This is a genomic window from Xanthomonas populi, from assembly GCF_002940065.1.
Lineage (GTDB): Bacteria > Pseudomonadota > Gammaproteobacteria > Xanthomonadales > Xanthomonadaceae > Xanthomonas > Xanthomonas populi.
This window is the reverse complement of sequence record NZ_MDEJ01000028.1, coordinates 1-22,445: the sequence shown is the minus strand read 5'-3', so window position 1 is coordinate 22,445 and position 22,445 is coordinate 1. Positions and strand designations below refer to the sequence as shown.

Sequence of the window (22,445 nt, the reverse complement as noted above, 5' to 3'; positions counted from 1 at the left end):
ATCAAGCCACCTGCCCCGCCCGCCGTGCCGACACCTCTGCCAGCACCGCCCAATCGGCGTTGCCGTCGCCTTGTGCGATCGCCTCGTCCAGGCCGGCGCGCAGCAACTCGCCCAGCGGCATCGGCACCTGCTTGTCGGCGCCGGCCTGGATCGCCAGATCCACATCCTTGCGGCCCAGGGTGGCGGTGAAGCCGGCCGGCAGGTACTCGCGTTGCATGATCAATCGGCCGTAACTCTGGTACGCCGGCGCGGCGAACAAGGTGCTGGTGAGCATGCCCAGGAACTGGGTGGCCTCCACGCCGTGACCGCGTGCCAGCGCGCTGGCTTCGGCCATGGCGCCGATCGCGCTGGCCAGGCACACGTTGGCCGCCAGCTTGACCGCATTGGCCTGCTCGGGGGTGCGGCCGATCTCCCAGGTGCGTTGACCCAACACATCGAACATCGGCTGCACGCGGGCCAACGCCGCCTCATCGCCGGCGGCCAGAATGTTGAGCTTGCCGGCCTCGGCCACATCGACGCGGCCGAGCACCGGTGCGGCCACGTAGGCCACGCCGCGTTCGGCATGCAGGGCGGTCAACTCGTGCGCCAATGCCACCGAGATGGTGGCCATGTTGACGTGCACGCTGCCCGCCGGCAGCGCGTCCAGCACGCCGCATTCCAGCAGGGTTGCACGCACCGCGTTATCGTCGGCCAGCATCGAGAACAACAGCGGGCCGTGTGCAGCGTCGCGTGGCGCTTCCACCACCGTTGCACCGGCCTGGCGCAGCGACTGCGCGCGCTCGGGCGAACGGTTCCACACACTCAACTCGAACCCGCCGCGCAGCAGGGTGTGCGCCATCGGCAGGCCCATCGTGCCCAAACCCAGAAATCCTATCGGCATGCGTTGTGTCCTTGTTCGTGATGACGTCAGTGGTGAGGATCAGCTGGCGAACACGCCGCGCGCATCGCGTGGCTCGCAGCGCAGGTATTGCGGCGCGGGCGTGACCGAGGCACCGAGTGCGGCGGCGGCATGCCACGGCCAGCGCGGGTCGTACAGAATGCCGCGCGCCAGGGCGATGGCATCGGCCTGGCCGTCTTGCACAATCGCCTCGGCCTGCGCCGGCTCGGTGATCAGGCCCACGCCGATCACCGGCGTGTTGACCTGCGCCTTGATCTGCTGCGCAAACGGAATCTGATAGCCCGCCTGCACAGGAATCTGCTGGCGCGGGTCCAGCCCGCCGCTGGAGACATGGATGTAATGCGCACCGCGTGCATCCAGCGCTTTGGACAAGGCGATGCTCTGCTGCAGATCCCAACCGTCCTCGACCCAATCGGTGGCAGAAATACGCACGCCGATGGCGATCTTGTCCGACACCGCCGCACGCACCGCATCGAAGATGCGCAAGGTCAGCCGCATGCGGTTTTCCAAGGAACCGCCATACGCATCGCTGCGCTGATTGCTCAGCGGCGACAGGAACTGATGCATCAGATACCCATGCGCGGCATGCAGCTCGATCAAGTCCAGACCCAGACGCTCGGCGCGCTGTGCCGAGGCGACAAACGCTTCAACCAACGCATCGATGCCGGCTTCGTCCAGCGCCTGCGGCAACGGCTGACCGTCGCGAAACGCCAGCGCCGATGCGGACACGGTCTGCCAGCCATGCGCGTGATCCGGTGCAATCGCCTCGCCACCGGTCCACGGCAGATCGGTGGAAGCTTTACGTCCGGCATGTGCCAGTTGAATGCCGATCGGCATCGGCGACCAGCGTCGTACCGATTGCAGCACCTCGTCCAACGCCTGCTCGGTGGCGTCGTCGTACAGGCCCAGATCGGCGTAAGAGATGCGGCCCTGCGGCTGCACCGCGGCCGCTTCCAGAATCAGCAGGCCGGCACCGGATTGCGACAAGGTGCCCAGATGGATGCGGTGCCAGTCGCTGGCGCGGCCGTCCTGTGCGGAGTACTGGCACATCGGGGCGATGACGATGCGGTTGGCAAGCGCAAGCGGACCGAAGCGGATGGGAGAGAACAGCTGGCTCAAGAGGGCATCCACACATGACACGGGGATGCCCATTGCACTGCGCCGCGTGCCTGCGCACAACCGCTGCGATGGATCACTGCGTCATGCCGAGCGCGCACTGGCGTCATTGACGCCGTGTGCGCGTAGCGGGTCGACCGGCGCATGCAGGAATGCCAAGGCCTGCGCGCAGGATTGCTGCACCTTCAAACTGAGCAATGCGTCCGCACGCGTGCGCCCGAAGTTGAGCGCGGCGATCGGCAAGCCATTGCGCGCGGCGGTCTGCACGAAACGAAAGCCCGAATACACCATCAGCGACGAGCCCACTACCAATACCGCATCGGCCGCCTGCAGATGCGCAAATGCGCGTTCCACGCGCTCGCGTGGCACATTCTCGCCGAAGAACACCACATCCGGCTTCAGCACGCCGCCGCACACCGGGCACGCCGGCACCACGAAACTATCGAAGGCCACATCGTCCAGATCCGCATCGCCATCGGGCGCCTGCGCGGCCCCCAGCTCGGCCCACCCGGGGTTGGCGTGCTCGAGCAGCACCTGAAACTCGGTGCGTGGCATGCGCCGCTCGCAACCCATGCAACGCACCACATCGAGCCGGCCATGCAGATCGATCACCGCCTGGCTACCAGCGGCCTGATGCAGGCGATCCACATTTTGCGTTAGCAGCAGTTCCAGCTGGCCGCGTGCTTCCAGTGCGGCCAGTGCGTAATGGGTCGCATTGGGTTGCGCCAATCCGAAGCGCGGCCAGCCGACCAGACTGCGCGCCCAGTAGCGCTGACGCGTGGACAGCTCGCCCATGAAGGCCTGAAACGTCACCGGCTGCGGACGTTTCCAGCCACCGTGCAGATCGCGGTAATCGGGAATGCCCGAATCGGTGCTGCAACCGGCGCCGGTGAGCACGAACAGGCGCCGATGGCGCTGCACGAAATCGCTGAGCATCGAATCGGACATGCGTGCGCTACCTTGACCGGGGGAACGCGGCGGATCATTGCATGCATGCCGGCAATGCGCTGCACGCTGCGGCCTGGACCGCATTGAACGCGGCAGACACACTGGCTACTGTCGGACTGCCGCTGAAATGAACCCATGTCGCACGCGGCGCAGCATGCGCGCCACCGGCGCGAGCCATCACACCGGGACGCCGACATCCATCCGTTATTCGCATTGTGAGCAACGCCTCCCGCCCGGACGACCCATCGCCGCGTTTGGTGCATGCGCCACTGCGCGTGGCGTTGCTGGAAGACGACGACGTGCTGCGCGACCGGGTGCTGCTGCCGGGGCTGCAACGCCACGGTTTCGACGTGATTGCGTTGCGCACCATCCAGACATTGCATGCGCTGCTGCGCAACGCCAGCGTGGAGTTGATCGTGCTCGACATCGGCCTGCCAGATGGCGATGGCTTTGCGCTGACGCAGCAGTTGCAGGCGATGCACCCGGCATTGGGCATCGTGATCCTGAGCGGGCGCGGCGACCAACCCGACCGCCTGCGCGGGCTCAGCCAGGGCGCCGATGCGTACCTGGTCAAGCCGGTGGAGATCGAGATGCTGGCCGCCACACTGTTCAGTGTGGCGCGACGGCTGCCACGAGGGCCGGCAAACGCGCCGACCGCACCTACAGCTGCCGCGCACGATGCCTGGCAGTTGCAGGACGATGGCTGGTGCCTGTTCGCGCCCGATGGCAACGCCGTGCCGTTGACCGGCTCGGAACGATTGGTGCTGCACTGCCTGTGGCAGTCGGCGGGGCGGCTGGTGAGCCGTCGCGCGCTGCTGACCACGCTGGGCGGCAGCCTGGGCATGGAGATCGATCCGCATCGGCTGGAGGCGCTGCTGCATCGGCTGCGCCACAAGGTGCTCGCGCGCAGCGGCGCGGCGTTGCCGCTGACCTCGGTGCGCGGCGCCGGCTACCTGCTCATGCTGGACCAACGGCAAGCGCATGACGAACTGCGTGCCTGCGCCGGGCACACTGTCCGCACTCAGCATGCCGCCGGTCTGCAGTACCAGTTCGTGCGCCATGGCCAGGCCCAGACCGGTACCCTTGCCGGCCGGCTTGGTGGTGAAGAACGGCGCAAAGACCTGCGCCACCACATCGGCCGGCATGCCGTGACCGGTATCGACCAAGGCAATGCAGACCATCGTGCGCTGCCGCGACACGTGCACGCTGAAATTGCCGCCATCGGGCATCGCATCGCGTGCATTGGCGGCGACGTTGAGCATGACCAGATCGAACTGACTGCGGTCCAGATAGACCGGCACCGTCGCTGCGCAGAACTGCAACTGCAGCTGCACGTGCGTGCCGCGCAGTTGCGTCAGCATCGGGGCGATCGCCTGCACTGCCTGCGCCGCATCGAAGTGTGTTGGCACCGCCAGATCGCGTCGGCTGAAACTCAGTAGCTTGCCGCTAATGGTGCTGCCGCGCTGCGCGGCCAGGGCGATGCCTTCCAACGCCTAGGCCATCGCCACTGCATCACGCGGCGGATCGAAATCCAGTTCGTGCAGGCAATGGCGTTGCTCGGCATACCCCAGGATCGCATCGAGGATGTTGTTGAAATCGTGCGACACGCCACTGGCCAGCTGGCCCACCGACTCGATCTTCTGCAGATGCAGCACGCGCTGCGGCGCCTGTTCGCGCTCGCGGATTTTCACCTGCAGGCGCGCTGCGTTACGCCGCGCACGGTGCAGGCTTTCGCGTAGCGCCGCCACGCTGCGATCCAGCACCAGCCTGACCATCAGACAGCACCACCGCGAGGAACAGGCCGATCGCCGGTTTCAGTGCGCCCTGGCGGATGCGCCAGATGGCGCACCAAGCCGCGACGGTGATCGCCGCATCGGTGCCCAGGCCCACCGCCAGCTGCACGGCCGTCAGCTGCAGCCTGGCGTTGAGCAGGATGTACGGCTTGTTGAGCGGGATCTCCAAACCCAGATACAGCAGCAACAGTTGCAGCGCCGGTGCGTTGCGGCGATTCACCGGGTCGCGCAACGGCACCCGTCGTAACCAGACCGCTGCACTGCGCCAGCCGCGTTGCAGCCAGCGCAATGACCACATCTGTGAAAGGCATCGCACCGGCAGTCGCATGGCGGTGAGTCTAAACGTGAGACACGCGTGAGTCTTCGCGCATTGATCGACGAAAACCCGGCTGACTTAATCGCGGGCAAATCCCCCGCCGCCGTGGCCGGCGGCACCAGCCCAGGTACTCCGCATGTCTAGGCTCCGTTCGTTCCCGGCACCGCGTCTGTCCGTCGCCGCCCGCATCAGCGTGGCGTTCGGCAGTGAAGGGGCAGAGCGTCAGTTGACCCATGTGGCCGCCGGCACCGCTGCCACCGATGCGGTCAACGTTTCGCAATTGCAGAGTATTGCCACCGCGCTGGGCGCCGGCTCGGTGCTCGACAACGGCGTCCTGGTGGGCGGCACGTATGTGGTTCAGGGCACCCGCTATGCCAGCGTCGGTGCGGCGATGACCGCCCTGGATCAGGCACTTGACAGGATGGACACTGGCGGCGCCAGCAGCGGCACGGTCGCGGTGGGCGGCAGCGGCGGCGATGCGCAGATCGGCGCCGGTACCAACGCGGTGGCGATCGGCTCCAACGCGATTGCAAACGGTGAAAACGGCCTGGCCGTCGGCACCAGCGCGCTGGCCTGCGGCCCTAACGACACCGCGCTGGGCGCCAATGCGCGCGTCAATGCAGACGGCAACACCGCCGTTGGCGCCAACACCAGCATCGCTGCCACCGCCACCAATGCAGTGGCGGTGGGCGAACGTGCCAGCGTCAGCGCCGCCTCCGGCACCGCCATCGGCCAGGGCGCGGCAGTGAGCGCCGACAACGCCGTGGCGCTGGGCCGCAATGCGGTGGCCAACCGCGCCAACACGGTGTCGGTGGCCGGTGCAGAGCGCCAGGTGGTCAATGTCGCCGCCGGCACGGCCGCCACCGACGCGGTCAACCTGCAGCAGCTGCAGGCCGCAGACGCAGCGTCGGTGGCCACGGCCAACGCCTATACCGACAACCGCATCGACAGCTGGGACACTACCCTCACTGCGTTGCGCAACGAGACCGACCGCCGCTTCCACAGCCTAGACCAGCGCATCGACCGCATGGGCGCGATTAGCGGTGCCTACGCGGGGATGGCAATGAATACCGCCGGCCCGTCCGGCGCCAACCGGGTCGGCGTGGGCGTCGGCTCGCAAGGAGGCGAAAGCGCCTTGGCAGTCGGTTATCAGCGTGCGTTTGGCAACCGCGCCAGCGTGTCCATCGGCGGCGCCTTCGCCGGCAACGAAACGAGTCTGTAGGCCGGCGCCGGCTTCAGCTGGTAAGCCGCCTGCCCGCCCTCGCCCGGCTCCTCTCCCCGCGTTTCTTGCAGAGACCTCTCCATGTCAACCCGTACCGCGTTTCTCGCACCGACGCTGCTGGCGCTGTCGCTGAGCCTTGCGCTGCCCATCGCCCACGCGCAATCAGCCTCCACGCCACTGTCGGTGCTCTCCGGCGGCAGCCAATCGCGCTTTTACGATAGCCTGATCGTCACCTACCGCAACGGCAGCACCGAACGCGGCGATGCCGATGCCGCAGCCACCAGACTGAGCACGATCATGGCCGCGCCCACCACCCGCAGCTAGTGGTCCAGTCATTACCGCCAGAGCGCGCCCAGCTTGGAGCGGGTGCGCCGGCTGGCCATCGGCGCCGACCTGGTGCGCCCCAGCCTTCGCCTCAGCAATGCTCAGCTCGACAGCGTGATGAAGGCGCTGAGAGCCGACCCGTCGGTGGCGCATGTGGAACCGAACGTGCTGCTGCAACCGATCCGCAGCACCGCCATGGCCATGGCCGCCGCCGTCGCCACACCGCCGAGCGACCCGGGCTTCGAGGTGCAATGGCATCTGCGTGCACCGGATGGTCATCTGGAAACGCTGGCACCAGACACCGCCAGTTACGCCAACCGTGGCGGCATCGATCTGCTGCCGGCCTGGCAGTACGGCGATGGCAGCGGCGTGGTGGTGGCGTGGTGGTGGCGGTGATCGACACCGGCATCACCCAGCACCCGGATCCGGACCTGTCGCTGGCCGATGCCGGTTACGACTTCACCAGCAACGCCTTCATCTCCGGCCGCGCCAGCGATGGCCGCCTCGCCGGCGGCTGGGACACCGGCGATGGGACCAGCGAAGACAAATATCTGGCGACCAACGGCGGTTGCGCGCAGCCAGGGCAGCAGACCGACAGCTCCTGGCATGGCACACACGTGGCCGGCACCATCGCCATGCTGAACAAAAACAACCTGGGCATGGTGGGCATCGCGGGCGGCACTACCGTGGTGGTGGCAGCCGGCAACGACAGCCACGATGCGGGCGGCTTCACGCCGGCCAGCTGCCCCGGCGTGATCAACGTGGCGGCCACCGGCATCACCGGCAAGCGGGCGTTCTATTCCAGCTACGGCAACGGCGTGACCCTGGCCGCCCCAGGCAGCGGCGTGTACCGGAACGGCGCCGCAAGCGGCACCACCGTGCGCGCCGGGCTGATCTGGTCCAGCCTCAATCGCGGTACCCACGCGCCGGGCGAGCCCAACTATGCCGGCTACTCCGGCACCTCGATGGCGGCAGCACACGTGGCCGGTGTTGCGGCACTGGCGATCAGCGCCGCGATCGCCAGCAACCAACCGGTACCCACACCGGCCAGGCTGCGTGAGATCCTGACCCAGACCTCGATCCCGTTCCCCATCAGGCCCACGCTGCGCATCGGCGCCGGCATTCTCAATGCAAATGCTGCGGTCGCCCGCGCGGCCGGCGTCACCAGCGGTGGCGGCGAAGAACAGGCGGTGCTGCTCAGCCGCGGCGCGACCGTCAGTGGGTGAGCGCCGCGGCTGGCGAAGGCCCGCTGTATCGCCTGGATGTGCCGGTCAATGCGCGCAATCTGCAGATCCGCACGCTCTCCGGCCGTGGTCAGGTCAAGCTCTATGTGCGTACCACGCGAGCACCCGGCACCGACGGCAGCAATGCCGACTACAGCTCGACGCGCCCCGGCACCACCCAGAGCGTACAGCTTGCATTGCCGGCCACCGACAGCTACTTCATCCGCGTAGTCGGCGGCACCGGCGGTTACAGCAACCTGAGCATCATGGCGAACTACACGCTGTAGTGGGCCCATGTTCTCGCGCAGCGGCGCGCCTGGGCGTCACGGTTTCCGGCGTACTCGACGCGCTGCTGCATGCGCCGCACACGCGGAGTTACGCGCTCGTCCGCATTCGATGTCGAGATGCACCTGAGCAAGACAGACAACGTGCCTGTGTTACCGCTGGATATCACCGACACCAACAACATCGCCGCAGCGGTTGCGCAGTTGCAGGCAAACGGTGCGACACGCGATGTACTGGTCAACACTGCCGCAGTGTTTGTCGATGACCGCACGCCCGCCACCGCGACGTTGGACAAGCTGCGCGCCACCGACGGGGTCAATCTGTTCGGCCAGGTCGCCATCACCCAGGCGATGTTGCCGCTGCTGCGTGCCGGCACGCTCAAACGTATCGTCAATGTGTCCAGCGACCTGGGCGCGTTGTCGTTGCAAGGCGACCCCCGGTGATCGCTATCACGCCGCCAACGCGTTGGGGGATTGCTCGTCCAAGGCCGCGCTCAACGCCTTCGCCGTGGTGCTGACCAACGAACCGCGTAGCGAAGGCTTTGAGGTCAATACGGGCACTCCCGGTTACACCGCTACCGATCTCAACGGGCACACCGGTCCTGGCAGCGTCGAACCGGCAGCCGCCACCGTGGCGCATGTAGCGATGTCCGAACATTGCTGACCTCGATCAGATTGCCGTCCGGGTCGCGCAAGTACACAGACAACAACGGCCTGGTTGCGCCGGTGCGCTGGATCGGGCGTTGCTCGATGGTCACGCCCGCAGCAACGCGTTCGGCGTGCGCCTGTTGCAGCGGTGTGGAGGTGATCAGACACAGATCGGCCGAGCACGGCGTCGGTCGCTGCGCCTTGGGTTCGAACTCGCGCCGGCCTTCGCCGAAGATGATCACCTGCATGCCGAGCATGCGCGCATAGAACGCGCAGGTGGCGTCCACGTCGGCCAGGGTCGATACAGACGATCGAGTCGCTCGATCTGCATCAGTCACCTCGCGCAGGATGCGGCGCAAACCGGCCGTAGGGGCGTGCATCGTCGGCACGTTGACGTAGTACATAAGCAGCCGCAAAGGCGAGCGCCAGCAGCGTCAAACACATGCCAACCAACGCGCCCCAGCCACCGTGTTGCCAGAACCAGCCACCGAGCGCGCCGATCACGCTGGAGCCGGCGTAATACGCCAGCAGGTACAGCGACGCGGCATGGCTGCGATGTGCACCGCCGAGCCGGCTCACCCACGCGCTGGCGGCCGAATGCGCAATGAAGAACCCGATCGTCAGCAACACGATGCCAGCCACCACCAGCGCCAGTACTTGCGCCAGGGTCAACGCCACCCCGAGCACGCACAGCACGATGCCGGCAGTGACCACCGGGCCGCGCCCGAAACGATCCGAGGCCGCACCGGCCACCGAGGAGCTGACGATGCCGAACACATACGCGCTGAAGATCATGCCGATCTGGCTCTGACTCAGGCCGAATTCCGGCCCGCCCAGACGAAAGCCGGCATAGTTGTAAAGACACACGAACACGCCCATCAACAGAAACGGCAGCGCGAACAACCACGGCAGATTGCGATCGCGCAGATGCCCGGCCCAGGCGCGCAGATGGAAGCGCAGATTGATGCCATGCCGGCGCACGAAATTGCGCGACGGTGGCAGCAGCCAGAAAAACGCAAGCGCGCACAGCAGGTCGAACACGCTCAACACCGCCAATGCGGTGCGCCAATCGTAATGATCGGTCAGCACGCTCATCACGATGCGCCCGCTCATGCCGCCGAATGCGTTGCCGGCCACATACAAACCGGTGGCCGCGCCCATCTTGTTGGCCGGCAGCTCTTCGCCCAGATACACCATCGCCACTGCCGGCACCCCACCCAGCGCGATACCGGACAAGGTGCGCACCAGCACCAACGCACCCCAGTGCGGCAGGAATGCGGCGATCAGGTTGAGCACTGCGGCCAGTGCGATCGACACGAACATCAGCCCGCGCCGGCCGAGGTTTTCCGACACTGCACCGGCGCAGAAGATCGCCAGGGCCAGCGCGCCGGTGGTCAGCGACAACGGTAGCGAGGCAGTGGCCGCGTCCACGCCGAAGGTGCGCGCAAATTCGGGCAGCACCGGCTGCACGCTGTACAGCAGCGAAAACGTAGCAAAGCCGGCCAGAAACAGCGCAAACCGGATACGGCCGCTGGCGGGCGCGTCGATGACAAGTGCGTCGGTTGCAGCACTGGCGGCGGTGCCCGGCAAGGTGCCGGAGCGGCGATCAGAAGAATACATGGGAGCGGAGTCGAGACATGGTACGGCGAGTATTCGCCTGCCCTCACCCCCTGTCCAATATATGATACCGGCAGTTTCCATATCCAGAACAGATAGCATGGAACTTCGCCATTTACGCTATTTCCTGGCCGTCGCCGAGGCAGGCAACTTCACCCGCGCTGCGGCACGGGTCGGCATCGGCCAGCCACCGCTGAGCCAGCAGATCCAGGCGCTGGAGCGCGACCTGGGCACACCGCTGTTCTGGCGCACCCATAGCGGCGCCGAGCTGACTCCGGCCGGCGAGGCGTTTCTGGTCGAGGTGCGCCGCGTGCTCGCCGATGTGGAGCGCGCTGCCGAAACCGCACGCCGGGTAGCGCGTGGCCAATCCGGCAGGCTGCGGCTGGGCTTCACCGCCTCGGCCGCATTTAATCCGGTGGTGCCGCACCTGATCCGCGACTTTCGTCGGCAATGGCCGCAGGTCGAGTTGCTGCTGGAAGAAACCAACACCGCCGGATTATTGGTCGCCCTTGCCGATGGCCGCCTGGACGCGGCCTTCGTGCGTTACGGCTTGAGCACGCCACCGGACCTGCAACTGCTGCGCTTTGCCGATGAGCCGATGATGATCGCCGTGCCCGCCGCGCATTGCCTGGCCGCACGCAGCAGCGCGCCATTGGCCGCGCTGGCGGGCGAGCCGTTCATTCTGTTTCCGCGCAGTTTCGGTTCGAGTCTGTACGACGAAATTCTCGCCGCCTGCCGCGAATCCGGCGTGACCTTGCGCATCACCCAGGAAGCGCCGCAGATGTCGTCGATCATCAACCTGGTCGCCGCCGAACTGGGCGTGTCGGTGGTGCCCGCCTCCACCGCGCAACTGCAACGGCCCGGCGTGCGCTACCTGGATATCGAAGGGCGGATGCCGCTGGCCCGGCTCGCGTTGGCGGTGTCGCCTGGCGCCTTGGACACCACGCCCTTGGTGCGGCATCTATGGGCGCTGGCAACGCTGATCTAGCAATGGCAGCACAACCACGACACAGCGACGTTTTGTTTGATGCTGTTGGAACGATGTTGACCTTGTACCCTGGACCCTGGACCCTGGACCCTTGGCTCTGGTCACTGCCGACTGCATGCACTGACCGCGAGGGGCCGGTGCTCACTGCAGACATCGTTTGAGTAGGAGCCCGTCATTTTCAGACCATCTAAGAGCGGCTAACAAAACGTAGCGAGCAGTCGTCAGGTGGGTGCGGACGGCGCGCTCAGAACCGGAGTGTACGAGTGGTACATGCCGATTCCGAGCACCGGCCGCGCCCGCCTGGCGGTGAGCGCAGTAGTTTTGTTAGCCGCTCTAAATCTGGGTCAGTTCCGGGTTGTCATTCCAGGTAGCGGACACAAGCACAGAACGTACGTTGCCACGCTTCGAAACACCAATCGCCACCCCATGGAGACCATTGAGAATCTGCCGACTCGCTCTTCAAGAAATGCCATCGCTGTCGCCACCCTGCATTCCAGGATCGCCTACCGCCTTCCGCCTGCTCGATGAGTAACCATCCTTTAGGACAGCACCCAATGCGGGTTGCATATAATCATAATAGCCTGGCTCTGGACGTCGAAGCATCGTTTCAAGCGATGCCGTTACACTATTGAAGTAAGCGATAGCATCCCCGTGGGAACCGTCGTAGTCGATGCCATCGGCATCAACAGCCGTCAGGTCATTCAAGATGCCTTCCAAATCTTTTATGTTTGAATCGATACCATCCAAAATTCCGTTGTTATCGCCTCGGATTGAGAATTGGTTTTTCAGCAGTTTCAGCCGACCCAAGAAGTCGGTCGCTCTTGCAAGATGTGATTTCAGTTTTTTTTTATTAATGATATCTTTCTCCAAATTCACCAATTGGCGGTTAATTTGGTCAAGGCGGCGATCATTGATATCGCCACCTTCATCGCCCATGTTCTTCAAATCCTGTTTGTTCTGGTCAATGATTCCCTTGAACATATCCAGATTGTGCGCTTGCCAGCCGCCGACACCTCTTTCCGCGCAACGCTCCTGAAGACTCCGCCAATGATCCTCCAGAGTTATCGCGCGTTGTAGCATCGATTGGCGTTTCTCATCCAAATTCGATTGCAAGGGCGCCTGGGCCGTGGATTGGATCCTACGCCCGGAAGATCTGCGGGCCGGTCGCTCCAGAGATGACAGCCACATATCGGCAATCTGGCTTCCGGCGCAACTCTCGACGGCGCTATGCTCTTGCGACCCGGGCGTCATGTTTCCTGCCTGCGACATGGGGTTGCTGGTGGACGCTTCGGCGGTGCCATGCTCCCGCAACTCGGGAGCCATGTTTGCAGAGGGTATGCGTAAGCAGTTTCCCATGTCACATCTCCTATCTTGTTTGCAAGCGTAGGCAATTTCGCGCATGCCGCGTCCACGCCGACGAAAGCCCGCTTGCGTATGCGAAGTTCCGGCCTGCCATGAAGCGAACTGTCGGGCGGCTGACGAGTGACCGTGCACATTGAAATTGATCGATGCCAGTGATTGCAGACAAAAGTCAGTACTGTTCAAGCAGGCTCACGGACATGCTCAAGGACGCATCTTGTCGGGCTGCGAGGCTGCATAAGACGCACCGGTGCAAGGTCGCCATGAAAGGCCTGCCTGCTGGCTGGCACTCACTCACTCACCACAGGTTACGACGCGCAGAATGAAACGCTTGACCTCACCTGCAACCGAGGTTGTTCAGTGCAGCCCCTCCATCACTTGAGTGCCATGCATCTGCGTCATCTGGTGTTGCCATGTCTCGCCCCGACCTCACCGGGCGTTTCTATCGCGACATACTGCAGTTGCCGTTGCACGGCAAAAGCGTTCGCATCGGCTGGAGCACGCTGGAATGCGTGCAGGCGCAACAGCCGGTGGGCAGCGTGCATCTGGCCTTCAACGTGGCGCCGTCGCGCTTCGACGCCGCAGCGCACTGGATCGGTACGCGCAGCGCGCTGCTTGCCGCGCAGTATGGGCGCCAGCGCTTTCAGCTGGGCGGCGTGTGGCAATCGCAGTCGGTGTATTTCGACGGACCCGATGGGGCGGTACTGGAACTGATCGCGCGGCAGGCCTTGCAGCACCAGGTCACCGGCCAGGGCAACTTCCATGGCGAGGCATTGCTGTGCCTGAGCGAGATCGGCTTGCCCAGCAACACTGTCGGGGTGGTGACCAGCAGCGTCGCTCATCACTTCGGTGCGCGGCGTGCGGGTCAGCGTGGACGCACCGCAACCGGGGCTGCGCCTGCGCGATGCACAGGGCTGGGAATTGCTGGCGGCGTGATCGCACACGCCGCTCGACTCATGCGACCGCGGGCTCCGGCAGCCGGAAGAACGCACGTGCGGCAGCGGTACTGTTGGCTGCGGTCAGCGCAACCGCTTCATCGCGATCGCGCGCCAGTTCTTCCAGGAGATGCGACAGGAACATCGGCTCGTTGCGGCGGTCCTTGGGCATCGGCTTGAGCGTGCGCGGCAGCAGGTAAGGCGCATCGGTTTCGATCATCAGACGAGTGGCAGGGATCGAACGCACCAGCTCGCGCAGATGCGCACCGCGGCGCTCGTCGCACAACCAGCCAGTGATGCCGATGTAGTAATCGCGGTCCAGATACGCGAACAACTCTTCGCGCGTGCCGGTGAAGCAATGCACCACCGCCGCGCCGAGCCGGCCATCGAAGCTGCGCATGATCGAGAGGAAATCGTCGTGCGCATCGCGTTGATGCAGGAACAAGGGTTTGCCGTTGTCGGCAGCCAATTGCAGCTGGCGTTCGAAGGCCTTGTGCTGCGCCGGGCGCGGTGCGAAATCGCGGAAGTAATCCAGCCCGCACTCGCCCACCGCCACCACCTGCGGGTGCGCCTGCAGCGTGCGCATTTCGGCTTCGCATTCGGCGGTTAATTCCACCGCGTGGTGCGGGTGCACGCCGGCGGTGGCGTAAAGAAGTCCGGGGTGTTGTTGCGCCAGTTGCAGCGCCAGTGGTGCGTGCTCACGGCTGGCGCCGGTGATCACCATCTGGGTCACTCCTGCCTCGCGTGCGCGCTGCAATACCGCATCGCGATCGCGGTCGAAGGAGTCGTGGGTGAGGTTGGCGCCGATATCGATCAATTGCATGGTGCGGGTGTCGTGTGGTGATAACCGGGTAAGTGTAACGAGTGGGGTTGGGTGCGCTTAGCTCCCCTTCTCCCTTCGGGAGAAGATGGCGCGCTAGCGCCGGATGAGGGTGCGAGCGAAGCCTCGCATTCCTCACCCCACACGATGTGGCTTTGCCCCGTACCCTCACCCCAACCCCCGCTCCGCGCCCCGGCCCGCGCTTGCGGCGCGGGCGCACCAGTGCACGCGCGCCAGTGGCGCGCAAGCAGTGCATTGGCGCCCCGCAGGGAGAGGGGCTTGATGCACGCGCTGCCTGAGTTGCAATCGACGCGAGGTGTGCTGGATAGCTTTACCCCACCACCGGTACCGCCATCGCCTCAATGCGCGCCGCCAGCGCCTGAATCGCCAGTTGCGCCGAGCGCGAGAGTTGCCGCTGCGGGGCCACACACAGCGCCAGCGTCATCGGTTTGGTCAGGTGGCGGCGGAACGGGACGAACGCCAGGCGGCCATCGGCCACATCCGGTGCGGCGTCCAGCCACGACATCAACCCCACACCCGCACCGGCCCGCACCAAGCCGCGCAGCGTCCGCACGTCATTGCAATGCGTGAGGCGTTTCACGTCGATGTGCTGGCGTTGGTAGAGCACCTTGGCGTGCTCGCCGACGATCAACGGGGCAGCCGGCAGCAGCAGGCGGTGCTCCAGCGTTTCGCTCAGCTGCAGCTCGGTGCGCGTACTCAGCGGATGGCCCACCGGCATCGCAATCCCTAACGGGATGTCGGCAAATGCGCGCACCTCCAGGTCCACGCTGCTCACCGGGTCCAGCAGCAGGCCGATATCCACATCGGCCGAGGTCACCATGTCCATCACCCGCTGGTTGCGCGCGGTGGACAGGTTGAAGGTGATGCCGGGGTACTCCTGCACCAGCGCCGCCACTGCCGCCGGCACCACGCCCTCGCTGAGCGCGTCGATCATGGCGATCTCCACATGCCCGCGGCGCAGCCCCTTGAGCTCGTCGAAGCGCTCCAGCGTGCGCGCGTAGGCCTTCTCCCAGCCGCGCACCTCCACCAGCAGCAGCTCGCCAGCGGCAGTCAACCGCAACCGGCCGGGCAGGCGCTCGAACAGCTGCGCGCCCAGCTCCTCCTCGGCCTTGAGGATCTGCCGGTCGATCGCCGATGCCGACACGTGCAGCACGTCGGAGGCCTTGCGGATGCTGCCGCAGCGAGCCACTTCGATGAAGTAACGGGTGAAGCGGGAAAAGGTCAGCATGCGGCGGGGCTCGGCGGGCGTTGCATTTTTTGCAATGGCTTGGCTGAAAATCGATGTTTGATAACACACCCCCGGCTTCCTAGAGTCAATCCGGCACCCTCCCGCCCTACGCCAGAGACCGGACCCATGGATGTTGCCGTTCCCGCCTTGCCGCTGCACTGCACCTTCGCCGCCGCCGATTGGCAGCGCCTGGCCCACCACTGGCACGCGGTGGCGCTGAGCAGCGAAGTAAGCGAGGCGCCGTTCAAAGCCATCCTGCTGGACGAGCCGCTGGTGCTTTACCGGCTCGGCAGTGAGCTGGTGGCCGCGCACGATGTCTGCCCGCACCGCGGCGTGCCGTTGAGCATGGGCACGGCCGATGGGGGCGGGGTGGTCTGCGCCTACCACGGGCTGCGCTTCGGCGCGGGCGGACGTTGCAACCACATTCCCGCCAGTCCGAACCAAACGATCCCGGCCAAGATGCGCCTGCATACCTACGCAGTGGCCGAGCGCTATGGCCTGATCTGGGTATGCCTGTGCAAGCCGGCCGGGGTGAGCGAGGCCGAGGTGCAGATTCCGCCAATGCCCGGCTGGGACGAAGCAGGCTTCCAGCAGATCGTCTGCCCGGCTTTCGAGATCGGCGGCAGCGCCGCGCGTCAGCTGGAAGGTTTCATCGACGTGGCGCATTTCGCCTTCGTGCACACCGCGACCTTTGCCCAGCCCGACAAGCGCGAGGTGCCGGCCTACACCACCACCGAAACGCCCACCGGCTTCAATGCCGATTATCTGAGCTCGGTGGCCAATTATTCGGTAGACATGCCGCTGCCGGAGGTGGCGCCGGATTTCCAGTGGCTGCGCCATTTCGAGGTGCATCTGCCCTTCACCGCCACGCTCACCATCCACTTCCCGGTGCCGGGCAAGCGCTTGGTGATCATGAATGCCGCCAGCCCGGTGTCCAAGCACAAGACGCGCTTGCTGGTGCCGATCGCGCGTAATTTCGACACCCATCTGCCGGTGGAAGACGTGCACGCCTTCAATCTGCGCGTGTTCGAGGAAGACCGTGCCATGGTAGAGGCGCAGCGCCCCGAATACCTGCCGCTGGACCCGCTGCTGGACGTGCATATCCCGGCCGATCGCAGTTCGATCGCCTACCGCCGTGGCCTGCGCAGTCAGGGCTATAGCGACTTCTTTCTGCGCTGACCGCCGAGGATCACGCCATGCAGTTGCACGAGGTCCGCGTCGCCGACGTCTTCGACCAAGGCCATCGCCAACGCGCGATCCGGTTGGAACCGGTGGGCGCGCAATTGCCTGCATTCGAGGCCGGCGCGCATGTGGACCTGCATCTGCCCGATGGCATGATCCGACAATACTCGATCGCCAGCGCGCCCCATGTGCGCGATCATTATCTGCTGTGCGTGAAGTTGGCCGACGCTTCGCGCGGCGGGTCGCGGCATCTGTGCGAGCAGCTGAGCACCGGCGACCGCCTGCGCATTTCCGCCCCGCGCAATCTGTTTCCCTTGCATCCCGGCGAGCGCCACGTGCTGCTGGCCGGCGACATCGGCATCACCCCGCTGCTGTCGATGGCCCAAGCGCTGGAAGCGCGCGGCGAGGCCTTCGTGCTGCATTACTACGTGCGCCGGCACGCCGATGTGGCGTTCTTGCAGCCGCTGCAGCAGGGCTTCACGCATGGCCAGGTGCAGCTGCATCTGAGCGACGCCGGCGAGAGCCCACGCGTGCATGTGCCCGATGAACTGGGCCAGGCGCGCGCGCGCGATCAGCTGTATCTGTGCGGGCCGGCCGCCTTCATGGACCACTTCACGCTGCTCGCCAAAACACACGGCTGGGCGTCGCAGCAATTGCACCGCGAACACTTCGCCGCTGCCCAAACCAGCCTGGCGCACGATGCCGATAGCGCCTTCGACGTGGAGCTGGCCGCCAGCGGCCGCGTGGTACAGGTGCCGGCCGATTGCAGCATCGCCAGCGCGTTGCTGCACGCAGGTATCGAGGTGCCGCTGTCGTGCGAGCAAGGCATGTACGGCGCCTGCCTGACCGGCGTGCTGGCCGGCACGCCCGACCACCGCGACAGTGTGCTCAGCGACCGCGACCATGCGCAAAACCGGCAAATCACGCTGTGTTGTTCGCGCAGCCGTTCGCCGCGGCTGGTGCTGGATCTTTGAGGGGATCTATGCATGGCACGCGCATAAACGGCGATGCCCTAACCCCGGATACATACGCGTGACGACGGTGCTTGCCGATGCAATCGGCGAAGACGGCGCATGACGCAGTGTGGCCGCGCTGATAGAGACACCACGCAGACGGCGGAGCCTCTGCAGTACATCGCATGCCTGATGCCTGAGACGGCTTGGTCACTGCAGTGCGCGTGGTTGAGATGATGTCCTGTGCAGCGTTATGCCCTGTGTGCCGATACGCAGCGTGCAGTGGGACAAGTCCGCACGGCGCGATGATGGAAGCCGAATTGCGCATCTATCGAGCCACACGCGCATCTGGTGACTCCCTCTGTCATGCAGCGACAAGGTGTCTTGCTACCTCATCCAAACGCCTCCCACCCAGCGCGATCTCCAGCGCCAGCGACAATCAGCTCAAACGCTGGCCGTCTACCACGCTGCAGGGCATGCTTCGCATCTAGCGGAGGCGTGATTGCGCCATCGCTTTTCCTTCCGAGTGCTCTATCGCATGTCCATTTTTCACCGCAGTCTGATTCTGGCGTTATGCGTTGTATTGCCGACAGTCGCACACGCATGCACGCACCGCAGCCGCTCTCGCACAGGTGCGCGAGCAACAGGTGGCGCAGCTGTTCCAAACGGCCGCCGCCCAACCCGCGCAGCTGCGTGCCTGGCGGCAGCCATGCCCAAGGGTGGCGACCTGCACAACCAGCTCTCCGGCTCTGTGTATGCCGGGCGCTACTTGCAATGGGCAAGCGACGATGGCGCCTGCGTACACCTGGATGACCTGAGCCTGCGCGCGCCGCCCTGCGGTAAACGCCAGCAGCCCGCACGCAATCTGGCAACGCGCGATGCCGCGCTGTATGGCCTGGTGGTGGATGCTTTGTCGATGCGCAAGTTTCTGCCCACTGCCTCGCAACCCACCGGACACGATCAGTTCTTCAGCACCTTCGGCAAGTTCGACGCAGTGCTAAGCGCGCGCGTTGCCGCAACCGATGGTAGTCGGGCAGATGGCGCTTGCGCATGACTTTCAGCAACCCAAGGTGACCCCATGCAATTCCCAGCGCAGTGGCAGGCCGGCATCGATCGCACTACCGAGGTGCTGCGCGGTCATGCGCAGCTGCTCGCCAGCTTCAACGCCCCGCGCCCCGCGCAACAGGACAGCACCACTCCGCGCGGCCAGATCGCTTCCATCGTCAGTACCACCCGCAGCCAGCCCACCCAAGCCCCACGCCACGCCGCCCAGACGCTCACGCGCATCAATCAGGCCAACGATAGCCTGCGCGCAATCACCCACCTGCTACCCGCACGCGCCGCCGCCGATGCCGCACGCGTGCAGGCTGCGCTGGCCGGCGGCAGCGACGGCGGTGCGTTGGCCGGCGTGCCGTTCGTGGTCAAGGATCTGTTCGATGTCGCCGGCCAGGTCACCACGGCCGGCGCCATGATGTGCGCGCCGTGCGCCCCGGCCGCGCGCGACGCCGCTGTGGTGCAACGGTTGAGCGATGCCGGCGCGGTGCTGGTGGGTACCGCCAACATGGACGAGTTCGCCTACGGTTTCGCCACCGTCAATGCGCATTACGGCACCACTGCCAACCCGCACGATCACCGCCACCTGGCCGGTGGTTCGTCGGGCGGCTCGGCCGCCGCGGTGGCGGCCGGGCTGGTGCCGTTCGCGCTGGGCTCGGACACCAACGGCTCCATCCGCGTGCCGGCTGCGCTGTGCGGCGTGTATGGCCTGCGCCCCACCCATGGCGCATTGCCGTTGGAGGGCGTGTTCGGCTTTGTCGATGCACTGGATGTGGTCGGCCCGTTCGCCACCTCCATCGCCGATCTACGTCGCGTCTATGAAGTGATGCTTGGTCACTCAGTTGCCTCATGCAACGCCGGCAGCTTGCGCATCGCGCGTCTGGGCGGCTGGTTCCAACGCAATCTCGATCCCGAGCTGGAGGCCGGCCTGAGCGCATTGCTCACCGCCTGCAGCAGCACCACCCTTATCGACTTACCCGAAGCAGAGCGCGCCCGCGCCGCCGCCTTCGTGCTCACCGCTGCCGAAGGCGGCCACCGCCATCGCACCGGTTTGAGCACGCACGCCGAGCAGTTCGACCCGGCCACCCGCTGCCGCCTGCTCGCCGGCCTGCAACTGCCCGCCTGCGCGGTGGCCGATGCACACCGCTTCGCACAATGGTTTAGCGCAGCCATGCAACACCTCTGGGACGAAGTGGATGTGTTGATCGCCCCAACCACACCGTGCGTGGCGCCGCGCATCGATCAAGACACCATCCAGATCGATGGCCTGCCGGTCTCCGCACGCGCCAACTTAGGGATCTTGACGCAACCGCTCGGCCTGGCGGCCTGCCCGGTATTGGCCGCACCGTTAGCGCGCCCCGGCCGTCTGCCGCTTGGCGTGCAATTGATTGCAGCGCCCGGCCGCGAAGACCGCTTGTTCGCACTCGCCGCACAACTCGAACGCGACGGCCTGCTCGCCTTCAGCCCACCGGCGCAGACACGCTGATGCAGCACACCTTGCGCGCACGTCGCGGCATGGTCGTCGCCCCACATCACCTGGCCGCACAGGCCGGCCGCGATGTCTTGCGCGACGGCGGCAACGCCATCGAAGCGGACGTCGCCACCGCCGCCTGCCTGGCCGTGGTGTACCCGCACATGACCGGCATCGGCGGCGACGGCTTCTGGCTGATCCACGAACCAGGCGGCCGCGTGCACGCCATCGATGCCTGCGGCCGCGCCGCACAGGCGGCAACGTTGGACTTCTATCGCGGCCACAGCAGCATTGCGTGGCGCGGCCCCGGCGCGGCCAATACCGTCGCCGGCACCGTCTCCGGCTGGGCGCTCGCCCTGCAACACGCAGGCGGCACGTTATCGCTGCAACGCTTATTGCAAGACGCCATCCACCATGCCAGCGACGGCGTACCTGTCACGTTGGGTAGCGCGCATATCGCCGCGAGCAAGAGCGCCGAACTGCGCACGCAGCCCGGCGCCTACGCCAGCATCTTCGAACCACACGGCGCGCCCCTGCACGAAGGCGCATTGCTGCAACAAACGCAGCTCGCACGCACCGTGCAACGGCTGGCTGACGAAGTCCTCGAAAGTTTCTATCACGGCGCACTCGCCGACGACATCGCCACTGATCTGCAAGCACTCGGCAGCCCGCTCAACGCACACGACCTCGCACACCACCACGCCGAAGCCAGCGTGCCGCTCTCGGTCGCCATCCACGGCGCGCGTCTCTACAACCACGCGCCGCCCACACAAGGCCTCGCCTCACTGCTGATCCTCGCCCTGTTCGATCGCCTGCACGCCGAACAACCCGACAGCTACGCGCACCTTCACGGCCTGATCGAAGCCACCAAACAAGCCTTCCTGATTCGCGATGCACACGTCGGCGACCGCGCCTGGATGATGCTCGACGCACACGCCCTGCTCGAGGACAGCGCCGCACTCGACGCGCTCGCCGCACGCATCGACATGACCACCGCACTGCCCTGGCCACAGCCCTCGCAAGCCGGCGACACCGTCTGGTTAGGCGCCATCGACGCACACGGCCGCGCGGTCAGCTGCATCCAGTCCACCTATTTCGAATTTGGCTCCGGCCTGGTGCTGCCGCGCACCGGCATCACCTGGCAAAACCGCGGCTGCAGCTTCCGCCTAGCCCCCGACGGCTGGAACGCACTCGCCCCGGGCCGCAAACCCTTCCACACCCTCAACCCCGCCCTGGCCACCTTCGACGACGGCCGCGTCATGGCCTACGGCACCATGGGCGGCGAAGGCCAACCACAAACCCAGGCCGCCATCTTCTCCCGCTACGCCCGCTTCGGCGTGCCGCTGCAACAGGCGATCACGGCACCGCGTTGGCTGCTCGGCCGCACATGGGGCCAAAACACCACCTCGTTGAAGTTGGAAGACCGCTTTGATCCGGCGGTCGTGCAAGCACTACGCGATGCCGGGCATGCCGTAGAGCTGCTGCCCGCATATACCTCGGTCATGGGACACGCCGGTGCATTGGTCCGCGAGATGGATGGCGTGATCAGCGGGGCGAGTGATCCGCGATCGGATGGTGCAGTGGCTGGGTGGTGATGGTTCGGCTTTGGTGAGTCGAGCTGGAAGCTAATGGTCTCACCGATAAACCCTAACTCATCGTTCATGTCAGGAGAACTAACTTTCCTTGATGCTTTGCATGGAATGCGCCAATGAGGCGGCGCATTCCACTCTGATTCGCAACGCTGTTGAGGACCTGCTTGGAGGAGACTTCGAGGGGCGTTTTTGAATCCGAGTATCTTGCGCCAACGATTGGAGAGCCGCTGCTCGATCCATCGCAGGTGCGCATCGGCGATGGTGCTGAAATGGTCTATCGTGGCAAGTACTGGCGGGTCAACCCGTTGGCATTTTCGTTGCTGTCTGGCTGCCATGCGCAGGATGGATCTGCAAAATAGAAAGCACTCTGCAAGGCTCCACCACCCTTGGGCGCTGTGTCCAGCTGCGTCGCTGTGTCAGCTGCCCGCGGCCATCGCGCACGCCACGTCGGCGG

Annotated in this window: 20 protein-coding genes, 1 other RNA gene and 6 pseudogenes; 14 read left to right on the top strand and 13 right to left on the bottom strand. The window is 65.5% G+C overall.

The features are described from left to right. Window position 1 precedes the first annotated feature (1 nt). The 3 genes from XpopCFBP1817_RS06660 to XpopCFBP1817_RS06650 are packed head-to-tail and all read right to left on the bottom strand — an operon-like array spanning window position 2 to window position 2,962. The gene (locus tag XpopCFBP1817_RS06660) at window positions 2-880 is read right to left on the bottom strand and encodes an NAD(P)-dependent oxidoreductase (RefSeq protein ID WP_128416521.1); all 879 of its coding nucleotides are present in this window, start codon (window positions 878-880) and stop codon (window positions 2-4) included. A gap of 39 nt (window positions 881-919) precedes the next feature. Then, entirely contained in the window at window positions 920-2,038 is a 1,119-nt protein-coding gene (locus XpopCFBP1817_RS06655; protein ID WP_167393853.1) for an NADH:flavin oxidoreductase/NADH oxidase, read from the bottom strand. 60 nt (window positions 2,039-2,098) lie between these two features. Next, window positions 2,099-2,962: an NAD-dependent protein deacetylase gene (locus tag XpopCFBP1817_RS06650; protein ID WP_128416519.1), complete on the bottom strand. Its 864-nt coding sequence runs from the start codon at window positions 2,960-2,962 to the stop codon at window positions 2,099-2,101. 215 nt (window positions 2,963-3,177) lie between these two features. Here XpopCFBP1817_RS06650 and XpopCFBP1817_RS06645 point away from each other — a divergent pair. Further along, window positions 3,178-3,861: pseudogene (locus XpopCFBP1817_RS06645) on the top strand (response regulator transcription factor); the annotation flags it as partial. 126 nt (window positions 3,862-3,987) lie between these two features. Here the strand turns inward: XpopCFBP1817_RS06645 and XpopCFBP1817_RS22715 are convergent. The 3 genes and pseudogenes from XpopCFBP1817_RS22715 to XpopCFBP1817_RS22705 all read right to left on the bottom strand — a co-directional run. Then, window positions 3,988-4,191, bottom strand: a pseudogene (locus XpopCFBP1817_RS22715) (ATP-binding protein); the annotation flags it as partial. A gap of 264 nt (window positions 4,192-4,455) precedes the next feature. After that, complete coding sequence (locus tag XpopCFBP1817_RS22710; protein WP_244171089.1) at window positions 4,456-4,710, bottom strand: sensor histidine kinase; 255 nt, start codon at window positions 4,708-4,710, stop codon at window positions 4,456-4,458. Further along, window positions 4,670-5,053 carry a hypothetical protein gene (locus XpopCFBP1817_RS22705; RefSeq protein ID WP_244171088.1) on the bottom strand — a complete coding sequence of 128 codons (384 nt, stop codon included), beginning with the start codon at window positions 5,051-5,053 and terminating at the stop codon, window positions 4,670-4,672. Before XpopCFBP1817_RS22705 ends, XpopCFBP1817_RS22710 begins: the two co-directional genes overlap by 41 nt. Window positions 5,054-5,207: 154 nt before the next feature. Here XpopCFBP1817_RS22705 and XpopCFBP1817_RS06635 point away from each other — a divergent pair, with 154 nt between their 5' ends. The 6 genes from XpopCFBP1817_RS06635 (at window position 5,208) to XpopCFBP1817_RS22680 (ending at window position 8,568) form a co-directional block, all read left to right on the top strand. Continuing rightward, window positions 5,208-6,293, top strand: coding sequence for a YadA family autotransporter adhesin (locus XpopCFBP1817_RS06635; RefSeq protein WP_244171087.1), 1,086 nt, complete (start codon window positions 5,208-5,210; stop codon window positions 6,291-6,293). An 81-nt stretch (window positions 6,294-6,374) separates the two neighbouring features. Continuing rightward, window positions 6,375-6,617, top strand: coding sequence for a hypothetical protein (locus tag XpopCFBP1817_RS22700; protein ID WP_244171086.1), 243 nt, complete (start codon window positions 6,375-6,377; stop codon window positions 6,615-6,617). Between the two features lie 33 nt (window positions 6,618-6,650). Continuing rightward, window positions 6,651-7,013, top strand: a complete 363-nt coding sequence (locus tag XpopCFBP1817_RS22695) for a hypothetical protein (protein ID WP_244171085.1) — start codon at window positions 6,651-6,653, stop codon at window positions 7,011-7,013. Next, window positions 6,998-7,843 (top strand): S8 family serine peptidase, encoded by an 846-nt coding sequence (locus tag XpopCFBP1817_RS22690; RefSeq protein ID WP_244171084.1) that lies wholly within the window; start codon window positions 6,998-7,000, stop codon window positions 7,841-7,843. Before XpopCFBP1817_RS22695 ends, XpopCFBP1817_RS22690 begins: the two co-directional genes overlap by 16 nt. Continuing rightward, complete coding sequence (locus tag XpopCFBP1817_RS22685) at window positions 7,840-8,127, top strand: pre-peptidase C-terminal domain-containing protein (protein ID WP_244171083.1); 288 nt, start codon at window positions 7,840-7,842, stop codon at window positions 8,125-8,127. Before XpopCFBP1817_RS22690 ends, XpopCFBP1817_RS22685 begins: the two co-directional genes overlap by 4 nt. Window positions 8,128-8,196: 69 nt before the next feature. Beyond that, window positions 8,197-8,568, top strand: coding sequence for an SDR family oxidoreductase (locus XpopCFBP1817_RS22680; protein WP_244171082.1), 372 nt, complete (start codon window positions 8,197-8,199; stop codon window positions 8,566-8,568). A gap of 140 nt (window positions 8,569-8,708) precedes the next feature. Here XpopCFBP1817_RS22680 and XpopCFBP1817_RS06620 read toward each other — a convergent pair. Together XpopCFBP1817_RS06620 and XpopCFBP1817_RS06615 are read right to left on the bottom strand one after the other, a co-directional pair. Further along, window positions 8,709-9,103, bottom strand: a pseudogene (locus XpopCFBP1817_RS06620) (VOC family protein). Continuing rightward, the gene (locus XpopCFBP1817_RS06615; protein WP_167393851.1) at window positions 9,103-10,392 is read right to left on the bottom strand and encodes an MFS transporter; all 1,290 of its coding nucleotides are present in this window, start codon (window positions 10,390-10,392) and stop codon (window positions 9,103-9,105) included. Before XpopCFBP1817_RS06615 ends, XpopCFBP1817_RS06620 begins: the two are co-directional and overlap by 1 nt. 97 nt (window positions 10,393-10,489) lie before the next feature. Between XpopCFBP1817_RS06615 and XpopCFBP1817_RS06610 the strand changes: the two genes are divergently transcribed. Beyond that, the gene (locus XpopCFBP1817_RS06610; RefSeq protein ID WP_128416518.1) at window positions 10,490-11,377 is read left to right on the top strand and encodes a LysR family transcriptional regulator; all 888 of its coding nucleotides are present in this window, start codon (window positions 10,490-10,492) and stop codon (window positions 11,375-11,377) included. 195 nt (window positions 11,378-11,572) lie between these two features. Here the strand turns inward: XpopCFBP1817_RS06610 and XpopCFBP1817_RS06605 are convergent. Further along, window positions 11,573-11,649, bottom strand: a non-coding RNA gene (locus XpopCFBP1817_RS06605) — sX9 sRNA. A gap of 187 nt (window positions 11,650-11,836) precedes the next feature. Next, on the bottom strand, window positions 11,837-12,700 hold the full coding sequence (locus XpopCFBP1817_RS06600; protein WP_128416517.1) for a hypothetical protein: 864 nt from the start codon (window positions 12,698-12,700) through the stop codon (window positions 11,837-11,839). Window positions 12,701-13,123: 423 nt separating this feature from the next. Here XpopCFBP1817_RS06600 and XpopCFBP1817_RS06595 point away from each other — a divergent pair. Continuing rightward, a pseudogene (locus XpopCFBP1817_RS06595) lies at window positions 13,124-13,672 on the top strand (VOC family protein). A gap of 18 nt (window positions 13,673-13,690) precedes the next feature. Here XpopCFBP1817_RS06595 and XpopCFBP1817_RS06590 read toward each other — a convergent pair. Beyond that, the gene (locus XpopCFBP1817_RS06590) at window positions 13,691-14,494 is read right to left on the bottom strand and encodes a TatD family hydrolase (RefSeq protein WP_128416516.1); all 804 of its coding nucleotides are present in this window, start codon (window positions 14,492-14,494) and stop codon (window positions 13,691-13,693) included. A 328-nt stretch (window positions 14,495-14,822) separates the two neighbouring features. After that, complete coding sequence (locus XpopCFBP1817_RS06585) at window positions 14,823-15,740, bottom strand: LysR family transcriptional regulator (protein ID WP_128416515.1); 918 nt, start codon at window positions 15,738-15,740, stop codon at window positions 14,823-14,825. Between the two features lie 126 nt (window positions 15,741-15,866). Between XpopCFBP1817_RS06585 and XpopCFBP1817_RS06580 the strand changes: the two genes are divergently transcribed. The 5 genes and pseudogenes from XpopCFBP1817_RS06580 to XpopCFBP1817_RS06560 all read left to right on the top strand — a co-directional run bounded on the left by XpopCFBP1817_RS06580 (window position 15,867) and on the right by XpopCFBP1817_RS06560 (window position 21,994). Then, window positions 15,867-16,919 carry an aromatic ring-hydroxylating oxygenase subunit alpha gene (locus XpopCFBP1817_RS06580; protein ID WP_128416514.1) on the top strand — a complete coding sequence of 351 codons (1,053 nt, stop codon included), beginning with the start codon at window positions 15,867-15,869 and terminating at the stop codon, window positions 16,917-16,919. A 17-nt stretch (window positions 16,920-16,936) separates the two neighbouring features. Further along, complete coding sequence (locus XpopCFBP1817_RS06575) at window positions 16,937-17,896, top strand: PDR/VanB family oxidoreductase (RefSeq protein WP_167393850.1); 960 nt, start codon at window positions 16,937-16,939, stop codon at window positions 17,894-17,896. Window positions 17,897-18,413: 517 nt separating this feature from the next. Further along, window positions 18,414-18,896: pseudogene (locus tag XpopCFBP1817_RS06570) on the top strand (adenosine deaminase); the annotation flags it as partial. A 57-nt stretch (window positions 18,897-18,953) separates the two neighbouring features. Continuing rightward, the gene (locus tag XpopCFBP1817_RS06565; protein ID WP_128416512.1) at window positions 18,954-20,414 is read left to right on the top strand and encodes an AtzE family amidohydrolase; all 1,461 of its coding nucleotides are present in this window, start codon (window positions 18,954-18,956) and stop codon (window positions 20,412-20,414) included. Continuing rightward, the gene (locus tag XpopCFBP1817_RS06560) at window positions 20,414-21,994 is read left to right on the top strand and encodes a gamma-glutamyltransferase family protein (protein WP_128416511.1); all 1,581 of its coding nucleotides are present in this window, start codon (window positions 20,414-20,416) and stop codon (window positions 21,992-21,994) included. Before XpopCFBP1817_RS06565 ends, XpopCFBP1817_RS06560 begins: the two co-directional genes overlap by 1 nt. A gap of 130 nt (window positions 21,995-22,124) precedes the next feature. Here the strand turns inward: XpopCFBP1817_RS06560 and XpopCFBP1817_RS22675 are convergent. Beyond that, a pseudogene (locus tag XpopCFBP1817_RS22675) lies at window positions 22,125-22,445 on the bottom strand (IS30 family transposase); the annotation flags it as partial.

What these genes read in the sequence shown, in the direction of transcription:
- XpopCFBP1817_RS06660 (WP_128416521.1), bottom strand. Translation starts at nt 880, where the DNA reads ATGCCGATAGGATTTCTGGGTTTGGGCACGATGGGCCTGCCGATGGCG.
- XpopCFBP1817_RS06650 (WP_128416519.1), bottom strand. Translation starts at nt 2,962, where the DNA reads ATGTCCGATTCGATGCTCAGCGATTTCGTGCAGCGCCATCGGCGCCTG.
- XpopCFBP1817_RS22705 (WP_244171088.1), bottom strand. Translation starts at nt 5,053, where the DNA reads ATGTGGTCATTGCGCTGGCTGCAACGCGGCTGGCGCAGTGCAGCGGTC.
- XpopCFBP1817_RS06635 (WP_244171087.1), top strand. Translation starts at nt 5,208, where the DNA reads ATGTCTAGGCTCCGTTCGTTCCCGGCACCGCGTCTGTCCGTCGCCGCC.
- XpopCFBP1817_RS22700 (WP_244171086.1), top strand. Translation starts at nt 6,375, where the DNA reads ATGTCAACCCGTACCGCGTTTCTCGCACCGACGCTGCTGGCGCTGTCG.
- XpopCFBP1817_RS22680 (WP_244171082.1), top strand. Translation starts at nt 8,197, where the DNA reads ATGCGCCGCACACGCGGAGTTACGCGCTCGTCCGCATTCGATGTCGAG.
- XpopCFBP1817_RS06615 (WP_167393851.1), bottom strand. Translation starts at nt 10,392, where the DNA reads ATGTATTCTTCTGATCGCCGCTCCGGCACCTTGCCGGGCACCGCCGCC.
- XpopCFBP1817_RS06610 (WP_128416518.1), top strand. Translation starts at nt 10,490, where the DNA reads ATGGAACTTCGCCATTTACGCTATTTCCTGGCCGTCGCCGAGGCAGGC.
- XpopCFBP1817_RS06600 (WP_128416517.1), bottom strand. Translation starts at nt 12,700, where the DNA reads ATGGCTCCCGAGTTGCGGGAGCATGGCACCGCCGAAGCGTCCACCAGC.
- XpopCFBP1817_RS06590 (WP_128416516.1), bottom strand. Translation starts at nt 14,494, where the DNA reads ATGCAATTGATCGATATCGGCGCCAACCTCACCCACGACTCCTTCGAC.
- XpopCFBP1817_RS06585 (WP_128416515.1), bottom strand. Translation starts at nt 15,740, where the DNA reads ATGCTGACCTTTTCCCGCTTCACCCGTTACTTCATCGAAGTGGCTCGC.
- XpopCFBP1817_RS06580 (WP_128416514.1), top strand. Translation starts at nt 15,867, where the DNA reads ATGGATGTTGCCGTTCCCGCCTTGCCGCTGCACTGCACCTTCGCCGCC.
- XpopCFBP1817_RS06575 (WP_167393850.1), top strand. Translation starts at nt 16,937, where the DNA reads ATGCAGTTGCACGAGGTCCGCGTCGCCGACGTCTTCGACCAAGGCCAT.
- XpopCFBP1817_RS06565 (WP_128416512.1), top strand. Translation starts at nt 18,954, where the DNA reads ATGCAATTCCCAGCGCAGTGGCAGGCCGGCATCGATCGCACTACCGAG.
- XpopCFBP1817_RS06560 (WP_128416511.1), top strand. Translation starts at nt 20,414, where the DNA reads ATGCAGCACACCTTGCGCGCACGTCGCGGCATGGTCGTCGCCCCACAT.